The organism is Enterobacter soli (assembly GCF_964208575.1).
Lineage (GTDB): Bacteria > Pseudomonadota > Gammaproteobacteria > Enterobacterales > Enterobacteriaceae > Enterobacter > Enterobacter soli_A.
In genome coordinates, this window is the sequence record NZ_CAXOFU010000002.1 from 43,016 (window position 1) to 60,002 (window position 16,987).

The window sequence follows — 16,987 nt, forward strand, 5'->3', positions numbered from 1 at the left end:
TTGCGCCTGCCCGGCTTTCATATACTCAGAGCCTTATGCCAGACAGAGCGTTGCGCGATGTTTGGCCGACTCAATCCCCAGCTCGATAAGCTCCATAATCTGAATCGCCTGGCTTGCCGGAACCGGGTTTTCCTCCGTCCCCTTAAGCGCATCGCGCACCGCCGCGTAGTAGGCCGGATAGTTCCCCGGCTGCGTCAACACCGTTTCCTCTACCTGCTCTTCGCCTTCAAAGCGCGTTAAGACCCCGTCGCGCATATCGTAGCCCCAGTCCTCCTGCGGCAGGCGCTCGCCGCTTTTGAGCCTTTCTTCCTGCGGATCGAGACCAAACTTAACGTAGCTCCCGCGCGTGCCGTGAATGATGTAGCGAGCAGACTCCGCAGCCGCCAGCATGGTGGCGTGCAGCACAATGCGCCGCTGCGGGTAGCTTAAAACGGCGTGGAAATAGTCCGTGGTTTGCGCGCCGGGGCGAAGCTGCGCCAGATCCACGGTCAGGCTGACCGGCAGGCCAAACAGGTTGACCGCCTGATCGAGCAGGTGCGGTCCTAAGTCATACCAGATGCCGCTCCCCGGCCCCGCCTGTTCACGCCAGCGGTCCCGCACCTGCGGGCGGAAGCGGTCAAAATGGGACTCGAAATAGGCGATCTCGCCGAGCGCGCCCTCAGTAATCAGCGATTTGACGGTCAGGAAATCGCCGTCCCAGCGGCGGTTGTGGAACACGGAGAGCAGCCTGCCGAGACTTTTTGCCAGCGCGTCCAGCTCGCGCGCCTGTGACAACGTCACGGTGAAGGGCTTATCCACCACCACATGTTTACCGGCTTCAAGCGCCGCTTTCGCCAGCGGGAAATGGGTATCGTTGGGGGTGGGAATCACAATTAAGTCAATATTGGGATCGTTAAACAGGTGCTTAGGCTCTGACACCACCGGGACGGCGGGCCAGTCGCTATTTACCTTTCCGGCATCGCTGCTGGACACCGCCGCCAGCGCCATTCCCGGGGTTCCGGCAATCAGAGGGGCGTGAAAGGTTTTACTCGCATAACCATAACCAATAAGCCCGACACGGATGTTGTCATTCATATTGTAGCCCTCTCAGGTAATCAGCTTATTTCGCACTGGCTAATATGCTGCGATAACCATTATTAATGTGCCATACGACTTAGAATAGCATCCTCTGCCAGCTATTCTTGTTACATTCCTATAACCTTCTGATTTCATTTTAGGGAACCGTTCCCAAAGGGCTTGCCGCGATGATTGTTGCGCTGTAACATTCACAATCTGTATTTATGGATAAATTACAAACACGAATCATGACGTCAATATTTAATCGAATCATTGAATTAGCGGGATGGGTTGTCCTTGGGGTTTCGGTCATTTTTCTGGGCGTTGCCAGCCATATTGATAACTATCAGCCGCCGGAGCCCGTCACAGCCGCACAGCCGAAGTGATCCTCGTGCGGTCATGAAGAGTGACACATTATGTCAGTAACATATTGCCAGCCGTGATGAACAGGGTTACCCTTCTCTTCCAGGCATCGTCTGATGCCTGAATCTTTCAACAAAGAAAACTCCTAATTTAGTCGCGTTATCTGAGTGGGCAGTTTACGTCTTTATTAATCCGTTTATTATTCGAACGAATTACCTTTAGTGGTATTCCTCACTTTTATATGGAAACTAATTAACATGACAGTTCAGGACTATTTATTAAAATTTCGCAAAATCAATTCTCTTGAGAGCCTGGAAAAACTGTTTGATCATTTGAACTACACCCTTTCGGATAATCAGGAAATCATCAATATGTACCGCGCCGCCGATCACCGCCGTGCCGAGCTGGTCTCTGGTGGCCGCCTGTTCAACGTGGGTGAAGTGCCTAAGTCCGTATGGCGTTACGTACTATAAGAAAGTAGCCATCCGCGCGAAATGTTATATACTCTGCGCCCTGCAAATTTATATATAACGTTTCGCGCAGACTAATGGGAGAAGACATGACCGCAACGCCCGGAGAAAGAATTGGAGGCTGGTTAATCGCCCCGCTGGCATGGCTGCTGGTTGCTTTATTAAGCGCGTCCCTTGCGCTTCTGCTTTACACCACCGCATTAATTACTCCTCACGCGCTCCAGACATTGATGTCCCAAAGCACGGGCAGAATTACGCTGTGGTTTGTGTCGTTCGTCTTCGCCATTGCCATGTGGTATTACACGCTGTGGCTGACCATTGCGTTCTTTAAGCGCCGCAAGGGTGTGCCGAAGCACTATATTATCTGGCTGCTGATTTCCGTGCTGCTGGCGGTGAAGGCCTTTGCGTTCTCGCCGGTTTCCGACGCGCTGGCCGTTCGCCAGCTGCTGTTCCCACTGTTGGCTGCGGCGCTGCTGGTGCCCTATTTCAAGCGCTCGACGCGTGTGAAAAAAACCTTCGTGAACCCGTAATAACCTTACAGTTACCCTGTTGTCGCCTGTTGTGGTTTATCCGATAATAGGCGGCTTTTTTATTTCAGGCTGAATAATGACCGATTACTTACTGCTCTTTGTCGGAACTGTGCTGGTTAACAACTTCGTGCTGGTGAAGTTCCTTGGCCTGTGCCCGTTTATGGGCGTGTCCAAAAAACTCGAAACCGCGATGGGCATGGGGCTGGCGACAACCTTCGTCATGACGCTGGCGTCCATCTGCGCCTGGTGGATTGATACCTGGATCCTGATCCCGCTGGGTCTGACCTATCTTCGCACCCTGGCCTTTATCCTGGTTATCGCCGTTGTGGTGCAATTTACCGAAATGGTGGTGCGCAAAACCAGCCCGGCGCTGTATCGCCTGCTGGGTATCTTCCTGCCGCTGATTACCACCAACTGCGCCGTGCTCGGCGTGGCGCTGCTGAACATCAACCTCGGTCATAACTTCATGCAATCGGCGCTGTACGGTTTTTCCGCGGCGGTCGGTTTCTCTCTGGTGATGGTACTGTTCGCCTCGATTCGTGAGCGTCTGGCGGCAGCGGATATTCCAGCACCCTTTCGCGGTAACGCCATTGCGCTGGTCACCGCAGGTTTAATGTCATTGGCCTTTATGGGCTTTAGTGGTCTGGTGAAGTTGTAATGAATGCTATCTGGATTGCCATCGCATCAATCAGCGTTCTGGGATTGGTGTTTGGCGTCATTCTGGGTTATGCCTCCCGCCGTTTTGCGGTTGAAGACGACCCTGTCGTTGAAAAAATCGATGAACTCCTGCCGCAAAGCCAGTGTGGGCAGTGCGGTTACCCTGGCTGCCGCCCTTACGCTGAGGCGGTGGGCGTCCAGGGTGAAAAAATTAACCGCTGTGCGCCCGGCGGCGAAGCGGTGATGCTGAAAATTGCTGCGCTGCTTAACGTCGATCCGCAGCCTGCCGACGGCGATGCCGACGCGCAGGAGCCTGTGCGCGCGCTGGCGGTGATCGACGAAGCCAACTGTATCGGCTGTACCAAATGTATTCAGGCGTGTCCTGTCGACGCCATTGTGGGCGCCACCCGCGCCATGCACACCGTTGTGGCGGATCTCTGCACCGGCTGTAACCTCTGCGTGGCCCCTTGCCCGACGCAGTGTATCGAGCTGCGCCCGGTCGAAACGACTACCGAAAGCTGGAAGTGGGATCTTCAAACCATTCCGGTTCGCATCATTCCTGTGGAACAACATGCTTAAGTTATTTTCTGCATTCAGAAAAGAGAAGATTTGGGACTTTGACGGCGGCATTCATCCGCCGGAGATGAAAACCCAGTCTAACGGCACGCCGCTGCGTCAAATTCCGCTGGCGGCGCGCTACGTAATGCCGCTAAAACAGCACATTGGCGCAGAGGGCGAGCTGTGCGTGAAAGTCGGCGATCGCGTGCTTCGCGGTCAGCCGCTTACCTTTGGCCGCGGACGAATGCTCCCGGTTCACGCCCCGACCTCCGGCACGGTGGTGGCGATTGCCCCGCACACCGTGGCGCACCCTTCTGCCCTCTCTGAACTGAGCGTGATGATTGACGCCGACGGCGAAGACCGCTGGATCGATCGCGACGGCTGGAGCGACTACCGCGCCCAGAGCCGCGAGGCGCTGATTGAACGTATCCACCAGTTCGGCGTTGCCGGTCTTGGCGGCGCGGGCTTCCCGACGGGCAGCAAGCTGCGCGGCGGCGGAGACAAAATTCAGACGCTGATTATTAACGCCGCCGAATGCGAGCCCTACATCACCGCGGACGACCGCCTGATGCAGGATTGTGCCGCGCAGGTGGTGGAAGGCATTCGCATTCTTGCCCACATTTTGCAGCCTCGCGAAGTGTTGATCGGCATTGAAGACAACAAGCCGCAGGCTATCTCGATGCTCCGCGCGGTGCTGGCGGGCAGCCACGACATCGGCCTGCGCGTGATCCCGACCAAATACCCTTCCGGTGGCGCGAAACAGCTCACGCAAATTTTGACCGGCAAGCAGGTTCCCCACGGTGGACGCTCGTCCGATATCGGCGTGCTGATGCAGAACGTCGGCACTGCCTATGCGGTGAAACGCGCGGTGATCGACGGCGAGCCGCTGACCGAGCGCGTGGTCACCCTGACCGGGGAGTCCGTTTCTCGTCCGGGCAACGTCTGGGCGCGTCTGGGCACGCCGGTTCGCCATCTGCTTGAGCAGGCGGGCTTCTGCCCCAGCAGCGAGCAGATGGTGATTATGGGCGGCCCGCTGATGGGCTTTACCCTGCCGTGGCTCGATGTCCCGGTGGTGAAAATTACCAACTGCCTGCTGGCACCGTCCCCGACCGAGATGGGTGAAGAGCAGGAAGAGAAAGGCTGCATCCGCTGCAGCGCCTGCGCCGATGCCTGCCCGGCAGACCTGCTGCCGCAGCAGCTCTACTGGTACAGCAAAGGCCAGCTGCACGATAAGGCCAAGGCCCACAACCTGGCAGACTGCATTGAATGCGGGGCCTGCGCCTGGGTCTGCCCGAGCAACATTCCGCTGGTGCAGTATTTCCGCCAGGAGAAGGCCGAGATTTACGCCATTTCGATGGAAGACAAGCGCGCGGCGGAAGCCAAAGCGCGCTTCGAGGCCCGTCAGGCTCGCCTTGAGCGCGAGAAAGCCGCGCGTCAGGAGCGCCATAAGCAGGCCGCCGTGCAGCCTGGTGCAAAAGATCAGGACGCCATCAACGCCGCCCTTGCCCGCGTGCGCGAGAAGAAAGCCACGGCCGCGCAAACCGTCGTGATCCCGGCTGGCGCAAAACCGGACAACAGCGAGGCGATTGCCGCCCGTGAGGCGCGTAAAGCCGAGGCCCGCGCGCGTCAGGCTGAGAAAGCGCAGGCCGCACAGCCGCAGGCCGACGTTGACCCGCGCAAAGCCGCCGTTGAAGCCGCGATTGCCCGTGCGAAAGCACGCAAAGCCGGACAGCAGGCGGTGGTCGTTGAGCAAGAGGCTCCGGTGGATCCGCGTAAAGCCGCGGTAGAAGCCGCCATCGCCCGCGCCAAAGCGCGCAAGGCGGAGCAACAGGCACAAACAGCAGAGCCAGAGGCACCTGTCGACCCGCGTAAGGCGGCGGTTGAGGCCGCTATCGCCCGTGCGAAAGCACGTAAGGCGGCGCAGCAGGAAGAGCAGTCGCTGGCCGCAAACGACGATCCACGCAAAGCCGCAGTCGCCCCCGCGATTGCCCGCGTTCAGGCCAAGAAAGCCGCGCAGCAAGCCGTAAACGAGGAATAAATGGTTTTCAGAATCGCAAGCTCCCCTTACACCCATAACCAGCGCCAGACATCGCGCATTATGATGCTGGTCTGCCTGGCGGCCCTGCCGGGCATTGCCGTACAGTTTTGGTTTTTCGGCTGGGGAACCCTGTTCCAGTTAGTGCTGGGCTGCGCCACCGCGCTGGCGGCAGAAGCGCTGGTGCTGAAGCTGCGTAAAATGGAGGTCAGCCGCATCCTCGGGGATAACTCCGCGCTGCTGACCGGCCTGCTGCTGGCGATCAGCATCCCGCCGTTTGCCCCGTGGTGGATGGTGGTGCTGGGCACCGTTTTTGCGGTGATTATCGCCAAACAGCTTTACGGCGGCCTGGGTCATAACCCGTTTAACCCGGCGATGATCGGCTACGTGGTGCTGCTGATCTCGTTCCCGGTGCAGATGACCAGCTGGCTGCCGCCGCATGAGATCGCCGCGACGGTGCCGGGCTTTATGGACGCCCTGCACGTGATTTTCACCGGCCACACGGCGCTGGGTGCGGACATGAACGCGCTGCGCATGGGCGTGGACGGCATCAGCCAGGCGACCCCGCTCGACACCTTCAAAACGTCACTTCACGCCGGGCACAGCGTTGAGCAGATCATGAAATCGGCGATTTACAGCGGCGTGATCGCCGGCGCGGGCTGGCAGTGGGTGAACCTGGCGTATCTGCTGGGCGGCGTGTTCCTGCTGTGGCAGAAAACGATCCGCTGGCATATTCCGGTCAGCTTCCTGTTGACCCTTGCGATCTGCTCCACCCTCGGCTGGGCGTTCTCGCCCGAGACGCTGGCCAGCCCGCAGATGCACCTGCTTTCCGGTGCCACCATGCTAGGCGCCTTCTTTATTCTGACCGACCCGGTCACGGCGTCGACCACCAACCGCGGACGCCTGATCTTCGGCGCACTGGCGGGCCTGCTGGTCTGGCTGATCCGCAGCTTTGGCGGCTATCCGGATGGCGTGGCCTTTGCGGTTCTGCTTGCCAACATCACCGTTCCGCTTATCGACTACTACACGCGCCCGCGCGTGTACGGCCACCGCTAGGAGCCCGCCATGCTGAAAACGATGCAAAAACACGGCGTCACGCTGGCGGTCTTCGCGGCAGTCCTGACCGGGCTGACGGCGCTGGTGAACGAGCTGACCAAAACGACAATTGATGAACAGGCGGCGAAGCAGCAAAAGGCGCTGTTCGACCAGGTGATCCCGGCGGATTTCTACGATAATGACCTGCAAAAAAGCTGCTTTATTGTGCAGGCACCGCAGTTAGGCAAGGGCGAACATCGCCTGTTTATCGCCCGCAAAGGGGATAAAGCGGTGGGCGCAGTGATGGAAGCGACCGCGCCGGACGGCTATTCCGGGGCGATCCAGCTGCTCGTCGGCGCCGATTTCGCCGGCACGGTGCTGGGGACGCGCGTCACCGAACACCACGAAACGCCCGGCCTTGGGGATAAAATTGAGCTGCGCTTAAGCGACTGGATTTTGCATTTCGCCGGGAAAGTGATTCACGACGAAGACGACGCCGCCTTTGCGGTGAAGAAGGACGGCGGTGAGTTCGATCAGTTCACCGGGGCGACCATTACGCCGCGCGCGGTGGTGAACGCCGTCAAACGTGCCGGGCTGTATGCCGAAACGCTGCCCGCGCAACTTAACAATCTTCCGGCCTGCGAGGAGTAGTCATGAGCCAGGTTAAAGAGGTAATCGTCCAGGGTCTCTGGAAGAACAACTCCGCGCTGGTGCAGCTGCTGGGCATGTGTCCCCTGCTGGCGGTCACCTCCACCGCCACGAACGCGCTCGGTCTGGGGCTGGCGACCACGCTGGTGCTGACCCTGACCAACCTGTCGATTTCAGCCCTGCGCCGCTGGACGCCGTCGGAAATCCGTATTCCGATTTACGTCATGATCATCGCCTCGGTGGTGAGCATCGTGCAGATGCTGATTAACGCCTACGCGTTCGGCCTGTACCAGTCGCTCGGGATCTTTATTCCGCTGATCGTGACCAACTGTATCGTGGTCGGCCGTGCTGAAGCCTTTGCGGTGAAAAACAGCCCGGCGATGTCCGCGCTGGACGGCTTTTCCATCGGCATGGGCGCCACCTGCGCCATGTTCGTGCTGGGCTCGCTGCGCGAAATTTTAGGCAACGGTACGCTGTTTGACGGCGCAGACGCCCTCCTCGGCGGCTGGGCAAAAGCGTTACGCATCGAAGTGTTCCATACCGATACGCCGTTCCTGCTGGCGATGCTGCCGCCGGGCGCCTTTATTGGCCTCGGCATGATGCTGGCGATAAAATACCTCATTGACGAGAAACGTAAACGCCGCGCGGCAGAGCGCAGCGTTCAGGAAGGGATCCCCGAGAAGGCCTCATGAACAAAGAGAAACGCATTGCGATACTGACCCGGCTGCGGGACGAAAACCCGCATCCGACAACGGAGCTGAATTTTAACTCACCGTTTGAGCTGCTGATCGCGGTGCTGCTCTCGGCGCAGGCCACTGACGTCAGCGTCAATAAAGCCACCGCCCTGCTTTATCCTGTCGCCAACACCCCCGCGGCGATGCTGGCGCTGGGCGTTGAAGGGGTGAAGTCGTACATTAAGACCATCGGCCTGTTTAACAGCAAGGCCGAAAACGTGATTAAAACCTGCCGGATCCTGCTTGAACAGCATGGCGGTGAGGTTCCGGAAGACCGGGCTGCGCTGGAAGCGCTGCCGGGCGTGGGCCGTAAAACCGCCAACGTGGTGCTGAATACCGCGTTTGGCTGGCCAACCATCGCCGTGGATACCCATATCTTCCGCGTATCGAACCGAACCAACTTTGCCCCGGGCAAAAACGTTGAGCAGGTTGAAGAGAAGCTGCTGAAGGTGGTGCCCGCCGAATTCAAGGTCGACTGTCACCACTGGCTGATTCTGCACGGGCGCTACACCTGCATTGCGCGCAAGCCCCGCTGCGGGTCGTGCATTATCGAAGATCTGTGCGAATTTAAAGAAAAAGTGTATCCCTGATACTCCCCTTTTTTCTTTTCACTCCCTTTTCATACCCTTAAAGAAGGAAGGTCAACTATGAACCTTCCTTTTCTCCATGCATTGTTCGTTTTTTCCGCTTATCGCCCTGCCTATTGTTCGGTTGTTTAACGCTCAAACAGGTTAATTGTTTTTTCATCACCAAAAATTTCTATACATCTGTGATCAAGATCACTCTGATAACGTCATGTTGGATTTTTGTTGTGAAAAGCTGTGTAAACCCTATAGCAGACAAGATTTAACCGATCGAATACCGCAGATAAGACCAGTCAATTTTCAGAATATGGGCTATATCACTACCTGAAAGGCCAAATAGCAGAACATATTGCCAAATACCCCATCCCTGGGGATTAATGCAGTGAAAAAAACCAACAAAACTCAACCAATGAAATTTAACGCTGAATAACATTTGTATGATCCGAGTATTATAGCGCCTCAGTTATATGTAACAGAGTATTACAAATGTATTGCCAGATGGGTCAGGATAGTGAACATTACCCGCCGTTTCCCCTCCCAATATAACTATAAAGCGGATGGACTACGGTCATCACGCTATGAACACCCCCGTTAATATGGGATGTAAAAAAAGAGGTATATGTGTCTACTGCAAACAATAAACCAACAGATGAGAGCGTAAGTCTTAACGCTTTCAAACAGCCTAAAGCGTTCTATCTCATCTTCTCTATCGAGTTATGGGAACGCTTTGGTTACTACGGCCTGCAAGGGATCATGGCGGTCTACCTGGTAAAACAGCTGGGTATGTCCGAAGCGGATTCCATCACGCTGTTCTCCTCATTCAGTGCTCTGGTGTACGGTCTGGTCGCAATCGGCGGCTGGCTGGGCGATAAAGTTCTGGGTACTAAACGCGTTATTATGCTGGGCGCTATCGTTCTGGCGATCGGTTACGGGCTGGTTGCCTGGTCCGGTCATGACGCCGCTGTGGTCTATATGGGTATGGCAACCATTGCGGTGGGTAACGGCCTGTTCAAAGCGAACCCGTCTTCCCTGCTCTCTACCTGCTACAGCAAAGATGACCCACGTCTGGACGGTGCATTCACCATGTACTACATGTCCATCAACATCGGTTCCTTCTTCTCCATGCTGGCAACGCCGTGGCTGGCCGCGAAATTCGGCTGGAGCGTGGCGTTCGCGCTGAGCTTCGTCGGTATGCTGATCACCGTGGTGAACTTCCTGTTCTGCCGCAGCTGGGTTAAAGACTACGGTTCTAAACCTGACTTCGAGCCGGTACACATGGGTAAACTGCTGGCGACCATCGTGGGCGTAGTGATCCTGGCGGCTATCGCAACCTGGCTGCTGCACAACCAGGGCGTGGCTCGCGCGGTGCTGGGCGTTGTTGCGCTGGGTATCGTGATCATCTTCGGTAAAGAAGCGTTCGCGATGAAAGGTGCTGCGCGCCGTAAAATGATTGTGGCCTTCATTCTGATGCTGGAAGCGATCATCTTCTTCGTGCTGTACAGCCAGATGCCGACGTCTCTGAACTTCTTCGCCATTCGTAACGTTGAGCACTCCATTCTGGGCATCGCGTTCGAACCTGAGCAGTTCCAGGCACTGAACCCGTTCTGGATCATGATCGGTAGCCCGATTCTGGCCGCTATCTATAACAAGATGGGCGACCGTCTGCCAATGCCGCACAAGTTCGCCGTCGGTATGGTGCTGTGCTCCGGCGCGTTCCTGGTGCTGCCGCTGGGTACCAAATTCGCGTCTGACGCGGGTATCGTCTCCGTTAACTGGCTGATCCTGAGCTACGCGCTGCAGTCTATCGGTGAGCTGATGATCTCCGGTCTGGGCCTGGCGATGGTTGCACAGCTGGTTCCTCAGCGTCTGATGGGCTTCATCATGGGTAGCTGGTTCCTGACCACTGCGGGTGCGGCAATCATTGCTGGTAAGATTGCTAACCTGATGGCGGTTCCGGAAAACGTGACCGACCCGCTGCTCTCCCTGAACGTTTACGGCACCGTGTTCATGCAGATTGGTATCGCAACGGGCGTTATCGCCGTGCTGATGCTCCTGACCGCGCCTAAACTGAATCGTATGACTCAGGACGACGACAAATCCGCTAAAGCGACCGAAACCGCGACCGCGTAATGTCATCGGGGAACGACTGAACGGAAGCCGCTAACTTTGAGTTAGCGGCTTTTTTTTTATGCATACGCGCACTAACATAGCTGAAACCTCAGCAAAAAGGAGTTACCGATGAAACTGTTCTACAAACCGGGCGCCTGCTCTCTTGCTTCCCATATCACCCTGCGCGAGAGCGGCAAAGATTTCACGCTGGACGGCGTTGACCTGATGAAAAAACGCCTCGAAAACGGCGACGATTTCTTTGCCATTAACCCGAAGGGACAAGTTCCGGCTCTGCTGCTGGACGACGGTACGCTGCTGACCGAAGGCGTCGCGATTATGCAGTTCCTCGCCGATAACGTGCCTGACCGCCAGCTGCTGGCACCGACCGGCAGCATTTCTCGCTATAAGACAATCGAATGGCTGAACTACATTGCTACAGAGCTGCACAAGGGCTTCACGCCGCTGTTCCGCCCTGACACGCCGGAAGAGTACAAGCCTACCGTGCGCGCCCTGCTGGAGAAGAAGCTGCACTTCATTAATGACTCGCTGAAAAACGATGAGTGGATTTGCGGCCAGCGTTTCACCATCGCCGATGCCTATCTGTTTACCGTTCTGCGCTGGGCGCGTGCGGTTAAGCTGAATATGGACGGACTCGACCATATCGCTGCCTATATGAAACGCGTAGCGGAACGTCCTGCGGTGGCTGCTGCGCTGAAAGCGGAAGGGTTGAACTAACCGGGATGTCTGATTGCCGGGTGGCGCTATCGCTCACCCGGCGTTCGAAAGGCGCGCGATTATAAACGGGTCGCGCTGAAATAGTGCTCCGGGCTGGCGATACGATCCTGCGCCGCCACCACCTGCAACTCATACTCCTGCATGTTTTTCGTCGCAATCATGATCTCATACACGGCGGCGGTCACGTGCTCCAGCGCCTCGCGCAGGCTTGCGCCCTGCAGCAGCTTCACCAGCAGCAGTCCGCTGGTAACGTCCCCCACGCCAACCGGCTGACGCGCGCCAAAGTCCACCAGCGGGCGGCTGATGTGCCAGGCTTCATCTTTGGTCACCAGCAGCATCTCAAAACGGTCAGGGCTCAGCCCCGCGCGCGCCAGATGCTTAACCAGAACAATCTCCGGGCCCTGCGCGATCAGTTCGCGAGAGGCGCTTACGGCCTCTTCTACGCTGTTGACCGGGTGCTCACAGAGGATCTCCAGCTCAATCAGGTTCGGGGCGATGATGTCGCTTGCCGGCAGCGCGTGACGAACGTGGAACTCCGCCACGCCGGGCGCGACGATGCAGCCCTTCTCAGGGTGCCCCATGACCGGATCGCAAAAGTATTTCGCCGCAGGATTCGCGGCCTTCACCTGACGGACGATGCCGAGGATATGCTCCCCCTGCTCCGCCGAGCCGAGATAGCCGCTCAGAACGGCGTCACAGCGCCTGAGCTGGTCGATATCGGCAATGCCCTGCACTATCTCGGTAAGATGCGACGGCGGCATTACGCAGCCGGTCCATTTGCCGTACTGCGTATGGTTGGAAAACTGAACGGTATTGAGGGGCCAGACGTTGGCGCCGAGGCGGCGCATCGGAAATTCCGCGGCGCTGTTGCCAGCATGTCCAAAAACAACGTGGGACTGAATGGCGAGGATGTTCTTCATTTTTTGCTTACCACAACCCTGAAATAAAAAAGGGGCGTGGTTTCCCACGCCCCTGCATACTTTTGATTACTTCCAGCAGACCAGGCAGTAATTCTTTTTACCGCGACGCAGCAGCGTGTAGCGGCCATACAGACGATCGCTGTCCGCGAAGGTATATTCCGGATCGGCCTGTTTTTCACCGTTGATGGTGATGGCGTTAGAGGCGATGGTTTTACGCGCCTGGCCGCGGGACGGCTGTAGCTCGGAATCCACCAGCGCCTGCATCAGGTCAGCGCCTTTTTCCATCTCAACCATTGGCACGCCATCCTGCGCCAGCTGTTCGAAGTCGGCTTCGCTCAGGTCGCTCAGCGTGCCGTTGAACAGGCTCGCGGTAATGCGTTTCGCCGCCGCCAGACCTTCTTCGCCGTGAACCAGTTTGGTCACTTCGTCCGCCAGAACATACTGAGCGCGAGGCGCTTTACCGCTGTTTTTGTCTTCTTCTTCCAGGGCATTGATGGTGTCGATGTCCATAAAGGTGAAGAATTTCAGGAAGCGATAAACGTCAGCGTCCGCGGTGTTGATCCAGAACTGGTAGAACTTGTACGGGCTGGTTTTCTTCGGATCGAGCCATACCGCGCCGCCTTCGGTTTTACCGAACTTGGTGCCGTCTGCTTTGGTGATCAGCGGAACGGTCAGGCCGAAGACCTGGTTCTGGTGCAGACGACGGGTCAGGTCGATACCGGAGGTGATGTTACCCCACTGGTCAGAGCCGCCGATCTGCAGCGCAACGCCGTGCAGCTTGTTCAGGCAGGCAAAGTCGTAGCCCTGCAGCAGGTTGTAGGAGAACTCGGTAAAGGAGATGCCCTGATCGTCGCGGTTCAGACGCTGCTTAACGGCTTCTTTGTTAATCATCTGGTTAACTGAGAAGTGCTTGCCGATGTCGCGCAGGAAGGTCAGTACGTTCATACCGCCAAACCAGTCATAGTTGTTGGCAGCAATCGCAGCGTTATCGCCGCAGTTGAAGTCGAGGAAAGGTGCAACCTGTTTGCGGATCTTGTCCACCCACTCCTGCACGGTGTCTTCGGTGTTCAGTTTACGCTCAGCGGCTTTAAAGCTCGGGTCACCAATCAGACCGGTCGCGCCGCCTACCAGTGCGACAGGCTTATGGCCGGCCATCTGGAAGCGTTTCAGGCATAACAATGGAACAAGATGCCCCAAATGCAAGCTGTCAGCGGTGGGATCGAAGCCGCAATAGAGCGCGATCGGGCCTTGCGCCAGTCGCTCTGCTAACGCTTCCTCGTCCGTCACCTGGGCCACGAGGCCCCGCTCTTGCAATTGTTTAATCAAGTTACTGCTTGCCATCAAATTCTCCATGTATAAACGACTGCACCTTTGCCGGTACACGACTTTTCGCCTGATGCGAAAGGAACATAGAATAAAGCGCTGGCGCACGTAGCGCTAGCGCTTAACACAACAAATTTCGGGGATTATGGGGCCAGTCTGTCGATTTTCCAGCCTTCGTTCTCGCGCTGGTATAAAAAGCGGTCGTGAAGGCGATGTTCACCGCCCTGCCAGAACTCCATCTGCTCGATCGGGATACGGAATCCGCCCCAGAAGTTCGGCAGCGGCACTTCGCCCTGCTGGAATTTCTGCTTTAACTCGAGGAATTTGCTCTCCAGCACGCCGCGGGCGGAAATTCGGCTGGACTGCTTAGACACCCACGCGCCAATCTGGCTGTCGCGCGGGCGGCTGTGGAAATATTTCACCACTTCAAGGGTAGAGAGGCGTTCGGCCTTGCCTGTCACCATCACCTGGCGCTCCAGCATGTGCCACGGGAACAGCAGGCTAACACGCGGGTTGTTTTCAATCTGGTGTGCTTTGCGGCTGCCGAGGTTGGTGTAGAACACCAGCCCTTTCTCGTCGTAATGTTTCAGCAGCACGATGCGCTGGTACGGCTGGCCGTTTTCATCAACGGTGGCAACCACCATGGCGGTCGGGTCGGCAAGTTTCGCTTCGCAGGCCTGCTTCAGCCAGCGTTCAAACAGTACGAGGGGTTCGGCGGGAAGATCCTGGCGACGCAGGCCGCCTTTGGTGTATTCACGGCGCAGATGCGCAATTTGCTGCAATTCGTCGTTATCTGACATGGCGTTAGCTGACGTTGAGAGTGGGTGGCGCTATTGTGCGCCGCCCCCGTAAAAATCTCAACGCTTCGGATTTTGCAGCTGGCAATTGTTCAGCACAATGCGGTCGCGCTTGTAGATCGTGGCCTCGTCGCCCTTAGACCAGAAGACGTAAATCCCGTCGGTATAGCGCGCGCCGGAGGCGGACATGCCCTGCTTGAGGGTCAGCAGCTTGTTGTCGAGCACGAAGCTGGCTTCCTGGCGAGGGTTGTTGATTTTCACGGTCAGCGGCTTTTCGTCACAGCGGTATTCCAGCGTATCGGTCTGCATGCGTTCAACAAACTGGTTATAGGCGCTGCATCCGGCCAGCAAAAGAGGGGCAACAAGGAGAATGAGTTTTTTCATGATCGTGTTCCGAAGACTATCCTGGTCTGGAGGGCACTGCTGCCCTCCTGTTTTTCCATTATCTTAACGGCAACCTGCAGCGCTGAATTTCAGTTAACTCTGATTATGACGCGGATTTGCCGGGAAAATGGCGCCCAGAACAGAGGCTTCACGCGCCCCGGTGACCGAAGGCAGATTCCCCGGCAGCCCGGCGACGGTGCGCCAGGCAAGCCACGCAAAGGCCAGCGCTTCCATATCATCGCCGCTGATCCCCGCGTCATCGGTGGTGGAGACTTCCGTTCCCGGCAGCAGCGCGGCCAGTCGCGCCATCACCAGCGGGTTGCGGCTGCCGCCCCCGCAGACGAGCAAACGTTCGCAGCCGCCGCTCAGCAGCACCTGCTCAGAGATGGAGACCGCCGTGAGCTCGGCCAGCGTGGCCTGAACGTCACGCGGCGCAAGGGCCGGGAACGGCGCAAGCTGGCGCTCAAGCCAGCCGTAGTTGAAATACTCGCGCCCGGTGCTTTTCGGCGCCGGAGCGGCGAAATACGGATCGCTGAGCATGGACTGGAGCAGCGGAAGCACCACTTTTCCATCGCAGGCCCACTGCGCGTCTTTGTCATAGGGTTTGCCGCACTGCCGCCAGATCCAGGCATCCATCAGCATGTTGCCGGGTCCGGTATCGTACCCGCGAACCGGCTGGCCGGGGATGAGCATTGAGAGGTTGGCGATACCGCCAATATTGAGCACCATGCGGCGCTCGGTCGGATGCGCCAACAGCGCCTGGTGAAAGGCCGGCACCAGGGGCGCGCCCTGCCCGCCAAGAGCGATATCGCGACGGCGAAAATCGCCCACCACGGTGACGCCGGTCTTCGCGACGATCTGGTTGTTATCGCCAATTTGCAGGGTGTGCGGCGCTTCACCGGTGGGCTCGTGCCACACCGTCTGGCCGTGGCAGCCAATCGCCACCACATCCTGCGGCTGCAGGTTTTCTTTATGCATGAGCGCCAGGATCGCATCGGCAAACAGCGCGCCCAGGCGCACGTCCAGCTGGCCCAGCTGCGAGAGCGTCAGCTGCTGTCCCTGGCAGATGCCCAGGATGTCCTCTTTCAGCGCCACAGGGATCGGCCACGTCAGGCTCGCCTGCTGTGCCACCATATTTTCATCTATTGCAGCCAGAACGACATCTACGCCATCAAGACTGGTGCCCGACATAACACCTATATAGCGACCCGATTTCATGCGTTTTCCTTACGTTGCGTGGGCGAATTGCCACCACTCCACCATAAACGGCGCCGCTTTGCTACGCGCCGATAATATTTTTTAACAATGCAAGCCCTCTTTCACAGGGGGCGGTTTGTTTACGCCTCGTTAAGCCAAATTCAAGTACAATTTTCTTATTGTTAGTGCAAAGATATGAACTATGGCCTCTAATGCCATATAATTTAGCCATAACGGATGCCCGACTGGGCGTTTTTGGTGAACAGGAGATTCAAATGATTTTACGTGTACTGGGCGTTTCGCTTATTGGATTGACGCTGGCGGGTTGTGTGAACAACGATTCCCTTTCCGGGGACGTCTATACCGCGTCTGAGGCTAAACAAGTTCAAAACGTGACTTACGGTACGATTGTTAATGCGCGTCCTGTACAGATTCAGGGTGGTGATGACAGCAACGTCGTTGGCGCTATCGGTGGTGCTGTGCTGGGTGGTTTCCTGGGTAACACCATTGGCGGTGGTACCGGTCGTTCTCTGGCAACCGCAGCGGGTGCTGTCGCCGGCGGCGTCGCAGGCCAGGGCGTACAGGGTGCGATGAACAAAACCCAGGGCGTTGAGCTGGAAATCCGTAAAGACGACGGCAGCACCATCATGGTTGTGCAGAAACAGGGCAACACTCGCTTCTCTGCTGGCCAGCGCGTCGTTCTGGCAAGCAACGGTAGCCAGGTCACCGTTTCCCCACGCTAAATATCAGAAGGATGTAGCCGCCCGGCTGCATCCTTTTACATTATTCATCATTTAATTAAATATACTTACAAATACGTCCTCACCTTCTAATAATTACCCTTCTTATTAT

At 57.1% G+C, this 16,987-nt stretch carries 19 protein-coding genes; 13 read left to right on the plus strand and 6 right to left on the minus strand.

What is annotated here, in order from left to right; translation table 11 throughout:
• Positions 1-33 precede the first annotated feature (33 nt).
• Positions 34-1,074 carry an oxidoreductase gene (locus tag AB6V08_RS01990; RefSeq protein WP_368541029.1) on the minus strand — a complete coding sequence of 347 codons (1,041 nt, stop codon included), beginning with the start codon at positions 1,072-1,074 and terminating at the stop codon, positions 34-36.
• Positions 1,075-1,304: 230 nt separating this feature from the next.
• Between AB6V08_RS01990 and blr the strand changes: the two genes are divergently transcribed.
• The 12 genes from blr to gstA all read left to right on the plus strand — a co-directional run bounded on the left by blr (position 1,305) and on the right by gstA (position 11,514).
• A complete protein-coding gene (blr, locus tag AB6V08_RS01995) occupies positions 1,305-1,442 on the plus strand; it encodes a division septum protein Blr (RefSeq protein ID WP_368541358.1) in 138 nt (45 codons plus the stop codon).
• Positions 1,443-1,676: 234 nt separating this feature from the next.
• Positions 1,677-1,892 (plus strand): transcription modulator YdgT, encoded by a 216-nt coding sequence (ydgT, locus tag AB6V08_RS02000; RefSeq protein WP_006174966.1) that lies wholly within the window; start codon positions 1,677-1,679, stop codon positions 1,890-1,892.
• A gap of 86 nt (positions 1,893-1,978) precedes the next feature.
• Positions 1,979-2,419 carry a DUF2569 domain-containing protein gene (locus AB6V08_RS02005; protein ID WP_368541030.1) on the plus strand — a complete coding sequence of 147 codons (441 nt, stop codon included), beginning with the start codon at positions 1,979-1,981 and terminating at the stop codon, positions 2,417-2,419.
• A gap of 76 nt (positions 2,420-2,495) precedes the next feature.
• Positions 2,496-3,077: an electron transport complex subunit RsxA gene (gene rsxA / locus AB6V08_RS02010; RefSeq protein WP_008500564.1), complete on the plus strand. Its 582-nt coding sequence runs from the start codon at positions 2,496-2,498 to the stop codon at positions 3,075-3,077.
• Positions 3,077-3,655 (plus strand): electron transport complex subunit RsxB, encoded by a 579-nt coding sequence (gene rsxB, locus AB6V08_RS02015; protein ID WP_368541031.1) that lies wholly within the window; start codon positions 3,077-3,079, stop codon positions 3,653-3,655. Before rsxA ends, rsxB begins: the two co-directional genes overlap by 1 nt.
• The gene (rsxC, locus tag AB6V08_RS02020; RefSeq protein WP_368541033.1) at positions 3,648-5,672 is read left to right on the plus strand and encodes an electron transport complex subunit RsxC; all 2,025 of its coding nucleotides are present in this window, start codon (positions 3,648-3,650) and stop codon (positions 5,670-5,672) included. The genes rsxB and rsxC overlap by 8 nt, the downstream gene beginning before the upstream one ends.
• Positions 5,673-6,725, plus strand: a complete 1,053-nt coding sequence (gene rsxD / locus AB6V08_RS02025; RefSeq protein ID WP_368541034.1) for an electron transport complex subunit RsxD — start codon at positions 5,673-5,675, stop codon at positions 6,723-6,725.
• 9 nt (positions 6,726-6,734) lie between these two features.
• Positions 6,735-7,355, plus strand: a complete 621-nt coding sequence (gene rsxG / locus AB6V08_RS02030; RefSeq protein ID WP_368541035.1) for an electron transport complex subunit RsxG — start codon at positions 6,735-6,737, stop codon at positions 7,353-7,355.
• Between the two features lie 2 nt (positions 7,356-7,357).
• The gene (locus tag AB6V08_RS02035) at positions 7,358-8,044 is read left to right on the plus strand and encodes an electron transport complex subunit E (protein ID WP_264438850.1); all 687 of its coding nucleotides are present in this window, start codon (positions 7,358-7,360) and stop codon (positions 8,042-8,044) included.
• A complete protein-coding gene (nth, locus tag AB6V08_RS02040; protein WP_368541036.1) occupies positions 8,041-8,676 on the plus strand; it encodes an endonuclease III in 636 nt (211 codons plus the stop codon). Before AB6V08_RS02035 ends, nth begins: the two co-directional genes overlap by 4 nt.
• Positions 8,677-9,291: 615 nt before the next feature.
• Positions 9,292-10,800 carry a dipeptide/tripeptide permease DtpA gene (gene dtpA, locus AB6V08_RS02045; protein ID WP_368541037.1) on the plus strand — a complete coding sequence of 503 codons (1,509 nt, stop codon included), beginning with the start codon at positions 9,292-9,294 and terminating at the stop codon, positions 10,798-10,800.
• A gap of 108 nt (positions 10,801-10,908) precedes the next feature.
• On the plus strand, positions 10,909-11,514 hold the full coding sequence (gene gstA / locus AB6V08_RS02050) for a glutathione transferase GstA (protein ID WP_368541038.1): 606 nt from the start codon (positions 10,909-10,911) through the stop codon (positions 11,512-11,514).
• A 59-nt stretch (positions 11,515-11,573) separates the two neighbouring features.
• Here gstA and pdxY read toward each other — a convergent pair whose 3' ends face one another.
• From pdxY to anmK, 5 genes are all read right to left on the minus strand, one after another.
• Complete coding sequence (gene pdxY, locus AB6V08_RS02055) at positions 11,574-12,434, minus strand: pyridoxal kinase PdxY (protein ID WP_368541039.1); 861 nt, start codon at positions 12,432-12,434, stop codon at positions 11,574-11,576.
• A 66-nt stretch (positions 12,435-12,500) separates the two neighbouring features.
• The gene (gene tyrS, locus AB6V08_RS02060; protein ID WP_368541040.1) at positions 12,501-13,775 is read right to left on the minus strand and encodes a tyrosine--tRNA ligase; all 1,275 of its coding nucleotides are present in this window, start codon (positions 13,773-13,775) and stop codon (positions 12,501-12,503) included.
• 125 nt (positions 13,776-13,900) lie between these two features.
• Positions 13,901-14,557: a pyridoxamine 5'-phosphate oxidase gene (pdxH, locus tag AB6V08_RS02065; protein ID WP_368541041.1), complete on the minus strand. Its 657-nt coding sequence runs from the start codon at positions 14,555-14,557 to the stop codon at positions 13,901-13,903.
• Positions 14,558-14,614: 57 nt separating this feature from the next.
• On the minus strand, positions 14,615-14,938 hold the full coding sequence (gene mliC / locus AB6V08_RS02070; protein WP_368541042.1) for a C-type lysozyme inhibitor: 324 nt from the start codon (positions 14,936-14,938) through the stop codon (positions 14,615-14,617).
• A gap of 93 nt (positions 14,939-15,031) precedes the next feature.
• Positions 15,032-16,156 carry an anhydro-N-acetylmuramic acid kinase gene (gene anmK / locus AB6V08_RS02075; protein WP_368541043.1) on the minus strand — a complete coding sequence of 375 codons (1,125 nt, stop codon included), beginning with the start codon at positions 16,154-16,156 and terminating at the stop codon, positions 15,032-15,034.
• Between the two features lie 254 nt (positions 16,157-16,410).
• Here anmK and slyB point away from each other — a divergent pair, with 254 nt between their 5' ends.
• The gene (gene slyB, locus AB6V08_RS02080; RefSeq protein ID WP_368541044.1) at positions 16,411-16,878 is read left to right on the plus strand and encodes an outer membrane lipoprotein SlyB; all 468 of its coding nucleotides are present in this window, start codon (positions 16,411-16,413) and stop codon (positions 16,876-16,878) included.
• Positions 16,879-16,987: the final 109 nt, after the last annotated feature.